7 protein-coding genes and 1 pseudogene are annotated in these 8,937 nt (G+C 71.6%); 6 read left to right on the plus strand and 2 right to left on the minus strand.

Features of this window, described 5'->3' with window-relative positions; all coding sequences use genetic code 11:
• From tnpA to CA984_RS40150, 6 genes are all read left to right on the plus strand, one after another.
• Positions 1 to 256, plus strand: a 256-nt coding sequence (tnpA, locus tag CA984_RS40125) for an IS200/IS605 family transposase (RefSeq protein ID WP_108724684.1), incomplete at its 5' end; no start/stop codon positions are given.
• A 121-nt stretch (positions 257 to 377) separates the two neighbouring features.
• Complete coding sequence (locus tag CA984_RS40130) at positions 378 to 1,766, plus strand: hypothetical protein (RefSeq protein ID WP_086578592.1); 1,389 nt, start codon at positions 378 to 380, stop codon at positions 1,764 to 1,766.
• Positions 1,767 to 1,923: 157 nt separating this feature from the next.
• Positions 1,924 to 3,516, plus strand: coding sequence for an LCP family protein (locus tag CA984_RS40135; RefSeq protein WP_086578593.1), 1,593 nt, complete (start codon positions 1,924 to 1,926; stop codon positions 3,514 to 3,516).
• A 249-nt stretch (positions 3,517 to 3,765) separates the two neighbouring features.
• Positions 3,766 to 5,751: an acyltransferase family protein gene (locus CA984_RS48940; protein WP_086578594.1), complete on the plus strand. Its 1,986-nt coding sequence runs from the start codon at positions 3,766 to 3,768 to the stop codon at positions 5,749 to 5,751.
• Positions 5,752 to 5,851: 100 nt separating this feature from the next.
• Positions 5,852 to 6,931, plus strand: coding sequence for a glycosyltransferase family 4 protein (locus CA984_RS40145; RefSeq protein WP_479725546.1), 1,080 nt, complete (start codon positions 5,852 to 5,854; stop codon positions 6,929 to 6,931).
• The gene (locus CA984_RS40150; RefSeq protein ID WP_086578596.1) at positions 6,916 to 7,653 is read left to right on the plus strand and encodes an acetoacetate decarboxylase family protein; all 738 of its coding nucleotides are present in this window, start codon (positions 6,916 to 6,918) and stop codon (positions 7,651 to 7,653) included. Before CA984_RS40145 ends, CA984_RS40150 begins: the two co-directional genes overlap by 16 nt.
• A gap of 103 nt (positions 7,654 to 7,756) precedes the next feature.
• On the opposite strand, the gene CA984_RS40155 is transcribed toward CA984_RS40150, so the two are convergent.
• Both CA984_RS40155 and CA984_RS40160 read right to left on the minus strand, forming a co-directional pair.
• Positions 7,757 to 8,635 (minus strand): sugar kinase, encoded by an 879-nt coding sequence (locus CA984_RS40155; protein WP_242676440.1) that lies wholly within the window; start codon positions 8,633 to 8,635, stop codon positions 7,757 to 7,759.
• Between the two features lie 4 nt (positions 8,636 to 8,639).
• Positions 8,640 to 8,937 (minus strand): annotated as a pseudogene (locus CA984_RS40160) (glycosyltransferase family 2 protein); the annotation flags it as partial.

The following is an 8,937-nucleotide window of genomic DNA, read 5'->3' on the forward strand; positions in this document are numbered from 1 at the left end:
GCCGGTCGAGTTCAACGGTGAGAACAACCACGTCCACCTGCTGGTCAACTTCCCATCCAAGGTCGCCCTGTCCAAGCTCGTCAACTCGCTGAAGGGCGTGGCGTCCCGGCGGATGCGACAAGGGTTCCCCGATTTGGCCGCCCACTGCTACCGGGCGAACGAGCTGTGGTCGGGCTCCTACTTCGCCGGGAGCATCGGCGGCGCACCGTTGTCGATCGTGCGCCAGTACATCGAGCAGCAAAACCGCCCGGTCTAGGCCCTTGGTGACGCTCGCGCCCTGGCGGGCACTCACGCGCGGGGCCTTCACCTCGGGCTGAGGCCCGGAGCACCAGCCCGCATTCCGGTAGCGTACGCGCAGCGCGCGAAGGGGGCGGAAAGTGGTCGGCTGGGCTCGGGGGCACCGGTGGTTCCTGGGGGTGCTGGGTCTCGGGGTCGTGCTGCGGGTGATCACCATGCTCGGCTACCGGCCCGCGATCTGGTTCCCCGACTCCTACACCTACGTGGTGACCGCGCTGAAGCCCCGGCCCGACCTGGTCCGCCCGGCCGGATACCCGATGCTGCTGCGGCTGCTCGAACCGTTTCACAGCTTCGCCTCCGTCGCGCTGGTCCAGCATCTGCTGGGACTGCTGGTCGGCGTGCTCGTCTACCTCACCGCCCGGCGGCTGCGCGCCCCGGGCTGGGCCGCGGTGCTCGCGTCCGTCCCTTCCCTTCTGGACGCCTACCAGATCGAGCTGGAGCACCTGCTGGTCTCCGACACCCTGTTCGCCGCGCTGGTGATGTCGGCGGTCTGCCTCGGCCTCTCCCGGGACATCGGATGGCGTACGGCGTGCGGGATCGGGCTGCTGGTCGCGGCCGCGACGCTGACCAGGACCGTCGGGCTGCCACTGGTCGTGATCTTCGCGTGCTGGCTGATCTACCGGACGCGGGGCCGGGTGCTCATGGCCGGGGTGATGCTGGCCGCGGCGGCGCTGCCGATCCTGGGGTACGGGGCCTGGTTCCACGCGGTCCACGGCCGGATCGGCATCGTGGGCGCCAACGGCGTCTTCCTCTACGCCAAGACGATRACCTTCGCCGACTGCGCGGTGATGAGGCCGCCCGCGGACCTGGCCGTGCTCTGCGACCCCCGCCCGCCCGCGCGGCGGCCCCCCGCGCAGGAATACGTCTGGAGCCCGGACTCCCCGCTGGTCAGGCTGCCGGGCATCACCTTCAGCGAGGAGAACGACGAGCTGGCCGGCCGGTTCGCCTCGCTGGCCGTCCGGAGCCAGCCGCTCGGCTACCTGGGCTCGGTCCTCTCCGAGCTGGCACGCTCGTTCCCGCTGAGCCGCCCGGTCTACCCCGACCAGGAGGTCTACGACTACTACGAGTTCCCGGCGGCGCCGCCGGCCCCGCCGGGCCGCTACCCGGCCACCGTGGGCGCCGAGSGTGCCGAGCGCGACTACGAGCGGGGGCCGATCGCCACCCGGATCGTGGAGCCCTACGCGGGCTGGATGCGGGCCTACCAGGACGTCGTGTGGCTGCCCGGCGCGGCGGTGCTGCTGATCCTGCTGGTCCCCCCGGTCGCGGCGGGCGTCCGGCGCCTCCGTCCGGAGTCCCCGATGTGGGTGCTGCCGTGGACGACGGCCGTGGTGCTGCTCGTCATGCCCCCGGCGGTCGCGGAGTTCGACTACCGGTACGTGCTGCCCGCCGTACCGGCCGCTTGTCTGGCCGCGGCCCTTGTGGCGGGTAAACCTTCTTTCCGTAACATTCCAAGAAATGTCCGTATTTGAGTATGCTGAGCGCTCGGATCATCACGGGCGTCTCGGGGAGCGGTCATGACCAAGTTCGCGTCATCATGGCTTCCGCCACTCACCTCGTGACCTACTCTTTGGGCGCAATGAGCGAGCTGAACCAGCACCGGACGTTGCCGCCAGGCGAGGAGATCGCATGAGCGACCATCGGCACGTCGCCGTGGAGGACCGCCGGGCGGAGCCGACCAGCCCCGGCCGCCGGGCCTCCCGGCGCGCGGGTGGGAACGGCGGAGCGCCTCCCGAGACCCCGGCCGAGTACGCCAAGCCGCCCCGCAACCCGGGCCGCAAGGCCAGGCGGCTGAGCGTCGGCGCCTGGATCAGCGTCGCGATGACCGGCGTCCTGGTGGTCGGCACCCTCGGCGCCTACAAGTTCTACCGCGACATCGACGGCCTCATCGACCGTGACGACGTCGAGAGCAGGCTCGGCGCCAACCGCCCCCCGGAGACCGGGGCGCTCAACGTGCTCGTCGTGGGCTCCGACAGCCGCGCCGGCGCCGGCAACAAGAAGTACGGCCAGCACATGCAGAACGAGGGCGAGCGGACCGACACGATCATCCTCCTCCACATCTCGCCGAACCGCGACAAGGCGACCATGATCAGCTTCCCCCGCGACTCCATGGTCAATGTGCCCAACTGCAAGAACCCCAGGACGAAGGCGATCATCCCCGGCGGCGTCAAGATGATCAACGCGACCTTCAACGAGGGTGGCATCGACTGCACGTGGACGACGATCGAGACGCTGACCCAGATCCGCATCAACCACTTCGTCAAGGTGGACTTCGCCGGGTTCAAGGGCATCGTCGACGCGCTGGGCGGCATCGAGATCTGCCTGCCCAAGGACGTGACGGACAAGAGGGCCAAGCTCAATCTGACCAAGGGCAAGCACGTGGTGCAGGGCGAGGAGGCCCTCGCCTACGTCCGCGCCCGCTACGGGCTCGGCGACGGCAGCGACACCAGCCGGATCAAGCGCCAGCAGGTCTTCCTCAACCAGGTGATGCAGAAGGCCACCAGCTCCGACCTGCTCACCGACCTCGGCAAGCTCACCGGCTTCCTGAACGCCGCCGCCGCCTCGGTGACGGTGGACAAGAACCTCGACACCGGGCGCATGCTGGAGATCGCCCAGAGCGCGAAGTCCCTCACCGCCAAGGGGCTGCAGGCCGTCACCGTGCCCTGGATGCCGGACCCCGCCGACAAGAACCGGGTCGTCTGGCGGGAGCCCGCCGCCGGCGAGCTGTTCGAGTCGGTCCGCAGCGACGTCGAGGTGACCAAGAGCCCGGCCCCCGACGCCCCCGCCAAGCCGACCGTCAAGAACGAGCAGGTCCAGGTCCAGGTCTTCAACGGCACCGACAAGCCGGGCGTGGCCAAGGAGGTGGCCGCGAAGCTGGCCGCCCAGGGCTTCCGGGTGACCCAGGTCGGCAACGCCCGCCCGGCCACCGCCGACGTGCCCACCACCGCGCTGCGCTACGGCAAGAAGGACGCCGAGGGCGCCGCCTACGCCGACGCGGTGGCCGCCAGGCTCTCCGGCGACAAGCTCACCCCCATCGCGGGCAAGACGAAGCCCGCAAGCGTGGAGAACTACGCGGCGACCATCCCGGCCACCCCGCTCCCCACCGGCCCGGTCGTCCAGCTGATCATCGGCGCCGACTGGAAGGGCGTCCGGGTCCCCACCAAGATCCCCGACTCCCTCAAGGGCGACATCGTCGACAGCGAGACCAACCCCTGCCAGTGACCCTCACCGCCGGCGATCGGCCGGGCGACGGGGAAGCCGGTAGCCCCGCTGGTTTTAAACGATCACGATTCGCCGCGAACCGTCTCAAACCCCGAGTGCTCGTGCGACAGACGGCGCGTGATCGGTCTAGGGTTGTCGGGTCGGCGAGGCGAACCCCACTCGACCGCATCCCCCCGGTGGTCCCTGGGCGTCTTCAGTAGCGTGTCCGACTACCTCCCAGTCTCCGACAGATAGCTGAGCGTTTTCCCCGTGAGCGACACCCGATCCCCCTTCCAGCTACCGACCCCCCGGGACGACGGCGCCCCCGACGCCGACACCGGCGGGTCCGCCGGCGGACAGGGCCGGACACCCGCCCCGTGGCCGATGCCCGAGTACACGCAGTCGTCCCAGGCCTCCTGGCCTGAGCCGCCGGACCGCGCCTCCACCGCCTCCTCCTGGGATCGCCGGGACGGACAGGGCCCGGAGGAGGACCCCGGCGAGGTCACCGCCTGGGGCTACCCGGCCTATCAGGAGCCGCAGTCCTCCGCCGAGGAGGACGCGTGGGCGAACTGGGACACCCAGACACCTCCCGGAGAGCAGGAGCAGGCCCCGAAGCGGGAGACCCGGAAACCCTCGGGATCACAGGGACGGACACCGTACGGTGACACCCGGCCGCCCTCCGCCCCCGCGCGGGCAGCGGGCGGGGAGGTCCCGCCGCCCGCCGCGCCGGAGTTCTGGGCGATGCACGAGGAGACACGACCGTCCGCCGCTCCGGGGTCCTGGGCGACACGCGACGCCCAGCCGTCCGCCGCGCCGGAGTCCTGGGCGACGCACGGGGACGCACAGCCGTCCGCCGCGCGGGAGACGCGGGCGCCGTACTCGGACGTACGGCCCCCCGGCCCCCGGAACCCGCTGGAGATGACGCACCGCGCCGCACCCGCCGGGAACCTCCTGGACCCGCTGGACCCCGCCTGGTCCTCGGACCACGACACCCGGACCCCGGCCGCCCCCGCCGCGTGGGCGCCGGAGGCCCCCCAGCGCAGGCCGCAGGAGGCTCCGCCCGCCGAGCGGCCGTTCTCCTACTGGGAGAACTCCGCCCGTGACCCCGAGCCCTCCCCCTGGGGCCGGGCCCCGGAACCGAAGCAGGAGCAAGAGCCGGAGCAGGAGCCGCGCCCGGAGGAGGAGCCCGCCGCTCCCCCGGCCAGGAAGAAGCGCGAGCCGTACCTCGACAACGTCAAGTTCGTCCTGATCGCCCTGGTCGTGACCGGGCACTCGCTGGTGCCCACCCTGGCCGCGCACTCGGCCAAGTCGGCCTACCTGTTCATCTACACCTTCCACATGCCGGCGTTCGTACTGATCAGCGGTTATCTCGGCCGGAACTTCTGGAACTCCAACGCCAAGATCAACAAGCTGGTCGACACCATGCTGGTGCCCTACGTGGTCGTGGAGATCGGCTACGCGCTGCTCCGCTACGGGCTGGGCCAGAAATGGACCCTGACGATCATCGACCCGGCCTGGCTGAACTGGTACCTGCTGGCCCTGGTGCTCTGGCGGATCTCCACGCCCATCTGGAACCGGATGCGGCAGCCGCTGCTGGTCGCGGTGATCATCTACATGGTGGCCGGCTTCTCGGAGATCTCCGGCGACTTCAGCATCGACCGCTTCTTCGGCCTGCTCCCCTTCTACGTGCTCGGCCTGGTGCTCAAGCCCGAGCACTTCGACCTGCTCAAGCCGGTCTGGGTCAGGATTCTGGCCGGGATCACGGTCGCCGGGGGCGTCGCGGTCGCGGTCTTCATCGCCCCGCACGTCAACCTCAAGCCGATCTACTTCCGCTACAGCATCAAGTCGATGGACACGAGCTGGTGGCTCGGGCTCGGCGTGCGCGGCGCGATGCTGGTCGCGGCGCTGGCCATGTCGGTCGCGCTGCTGGCCCTGGTGCCCCGGCGCGAGACCTGGTTCTCCGACCTCGGCACCCGCACGCTCTACGCCTACCTGCTCCACGGCGTCGTGGTGCTCATCGCCAAGGACCAGGGGTGGCTGAGCTTCCCCTGGCTGTACGGCCCGCTGGGCGTGCTGGCGATCATGTCCAGCTCCCTGGCGCTGGCCATCGTCCTGTGCCTGCCGGAGACGCGCACGCTCTTCAAGTGGCTGCTGGAACCCCGCCTGGTCTGGCTCTACCGCCGCCCGTCGGCGGACTCCCCCGGCAAGCAGGCGGAGCCGGCCCGCAAGGAGAGTTCAGCGGCAGTTCCTCGGTAATTAACCCAACACATCCGGTGATGACGGAACCGACACTCAGCATCGGGATATGCGGGTATGTGTCGGGACGATTGTCCATCACCCCGAAGACGCCCGGATCATGCATCGGCAGATCCGGGCGCTCCTCGACGCGGGGCACGAGATCACTTATGTCGCGCCCTTCACCGACTGCAACGTCACGCCCGATCCCCGGATCCGGGCCGTCGACGTCCCCCGCGCGCTGGGCGGTCGGCGCAGACGTGCCCTGAAGGCCGCCCGGGGGGCTCTGAAGCGCGGAGCCGAGGGCGCCGACCTTCTGATCGTCCATGACATCGAGCTGCTTCTCCGGCTGCCCAGGCGCCGCCCCGTGACCGTCTGGGACGTCCACGAGGACACGGCCGCCGTCCTGGAGGCCGAAACGGATCTCCCAGAGCTCCTGCGCCGGACCCTGCCGGCGCTGATCCGCCGGGTCGAGGCCCGCGCGGAGGACCGGCTGCACCTCGTCCTGGCCGAGGAGTCCCACCGGGAGCGGTTCTCCGGGTCCCACCCGGTGGTGCCCAACACCACCTACGTGCCCCGTCGGCAGCCTCCGCCACCCGGCCGGAACCGGGTGGTCTACGTGGGTCGGCTGTCCCGGGCCAGGGGCGCGGCGGAGCTGGTCGAGCTGGCCCGGCGGCTGATCCCCCACGGGATCAGGATGGACCTGGTGGGCGCCGCCGACGCCGAGATCAGGCCCATGCTGAGGGACGCGCAGCGGCAGGGCCTGCTCGACTGGTACGGCTACGTGCCCAACCGGCACGCGCTGCGGATGGCCGAAGGGGCGATCGCCGGGCTGTCACTCCTGCACGACGTGCCCGCCTACCGGCGGTCGATGCCGGCCAAGATCGCCGAGTACATGTCCCGCGGGCTCCCGGTGGTCACCACGCCGCTCCCGGCCGCCGCCTCCCTGGTCGGCCGGGCCGGCTACGGGGTCGTCACGCCCTTCGGGGACGTGGACGCGGCGCTGCGCGCCGTACTGGCGCTGCGGGACGATCCTGAGGGAGCCGCGGCGATGGGCGCGCGCGGCTACGAGGAGGCCCTGCGCCACTACGACTGGCCCGCGCACGCGGGCGAGTTCGTGGGGCTGCTGGAGGAATGGGCGGACAGACCAGTGACGTCCGGGCCGGAGATTGGTGTACTGGAGGCATGGCACGCCATCTGATCCAGGGCCGCGAGATCGCCATGCCGGTGCGGATTCGGGACGCCTCCGTCTGCAGCGCCTCCTACCTGGTCCGGGCGGACGCAGCCCGGGCGGTGATCGCCTACTCGGGGCTGGACGTCGCCGAGGTGCTGCCCGGCAAGGCCCTGTGCACGCTGGTGTTCGTCGACTACGCCGACGGCGACCTGGACGCCTACCGGGAGTTCGGCGTGGCCTTCCTGATCCGCCCGCCCGGCGAAGGCCCACCGCCGCCCCGGGGGCTGCGCGCCGGCCTGTCCGAGCTGCGCAGGTCCGGGGCCGGGGCGTTCATCCACTGGCTCCCCGTCGACCAGGGCTTCACCCTGGAGGCGGGCCGCACGATCTGGGGCTTCCCGAAGGAGCTGGCCGACATCGACCTCCGCCTGAGCTCCCCCTACAAGCGGTGCATCCTGCGCAAGGACGGCCGCCTGGTGCTGGACCTGCTGGTCAAGCCCGGCGCCCCGGTGCCCGCGGGCGGCACGATGGCCCCCGTCGACGCCTACAGCCACCTGGACGGCGTCACCCGCCGCATCCCCTGGTCGATGTCCCCCCACGGGGTCCGCATGCGCCCCGGCGGGGCGTTGATCCGCCTGGGCAACCACCCCGTCGCCAAGGAGCTGAGCGAGCTCGGCCTGCCCAAACTCGCCCTGATGACCAGCACGGTCTCCCACCTCACCATGGCCTTCGGCGAGGCGAAGGAGCTCTAGGCGGCCGGACTCCGGAGAAGCGGGCCGCGGCGCGCCGGGTTCCGCACCTCAGGCGGCACAGGTCAGGCGCCGATCCCGGCGAGCGGGCCGTGGGCGGCGCCGCTCAGACGTCGGACTCCAGCAGCGGCAGTTCGGCGCGGGTGGGCAGCCCCTGCCACTCGCTGGTGCTGGACACCGCGAAAGCCGCCAGCAGGGCGCCCCGGCGCAGCCGGTCGGCGGGATGCGACCGCTCCAGCAGCGCGCTGAGGTAGCCGGCCGCGAAGGCGTCTCCCGAACCGGTGGGGTCGACCACGGGCGTGCCGAGGCTCGGGGCGTCGTGGCGGACGCCGTCCACCCGGACGCTCGCCCCCCGGGCGCCCCGGATCACGATGACCTCCCGATCCCCGCTGAGGGCGGGCTTGACCAGGTCCAGCTCGCTCTGCCGGACGAACAGCACGTCAGCCGAGCAGGCCAGCGCGCTGAGGATCTCCTCGGCCTCCCGGAGGTCCGGCCAGAGCTGGTCGCGGTAGTTGACGGCCACCGAGACGGTGACCCCCGCGGTCCGCGCGGCCCGCACGGCGGCGTGCACGGCGTCGCGCGCGCCCAGCGCGGCGGCGATCCCGCTGACGTGCAGGACCCGGGAGGCCGCGATCCGGTCGACGGGGACGTTGCCCAGCGTGAGCCGGGTCCCCGTCCGGTAGTAGGTGACCCTGGCCGCCTGCCCGAGCCTGGACTCCTTCAGCAGCAGCCCGGTGGGGGAGGCGTCGTCCACCCGCGCGTCCGAGACGTCCACGCCCTCACCGCGCAGGGCAGTGAGGATCCGGGCGCCGATCTCGTCGCCCCCCACCTTGCCCAGCCAGGCGGCCGTGTGCCCGAGCCTGGCCAGCCCGACCGCGACGGTGAGCTCGGCTCCGGCCACGTCCAGCCTGGCTTCGTGCTCGTGACGGATCCGGCCACTGGTGACGACGGCGAAGGCCTCGCCGAGGGTGTAGACGTCCACCACGGGGTCAGACGATCGGCGGACGGCCCAGGCGGAGCATGCGCCAGGCGGTCTTCCAGCCCATGGGACGGCGTTCTCCCGCGGGCTCGCGGAGGCCTTCGGTGAAGCCCTTGAACCAGGCGCGCAGGGCGGTGCCGGAGCGTTCGCGGATCAGGGTGAGGGCGATCCAGTTGAGGAGGTAGAGCGCGGCCAGGGGCCAGGGCAGGTTGCGGCGGGCCAGCCAGACGCGGTTGCGGGCGTTGAGGCGGTAGAAGTCGGCGTGGCGGGTGGGGGGGACCTGCGGGTGGTACATGACGGTCTGGGCG

Source organism: Streptosporangium minutum (assembly GCF_002149035.1).
Lineage (GTDB): Bacteria > Actinomycetota > Actinomycetes > Streptosporangiales > Streptosporangiaceae > Streptosporangium > Streptosporangium minutum.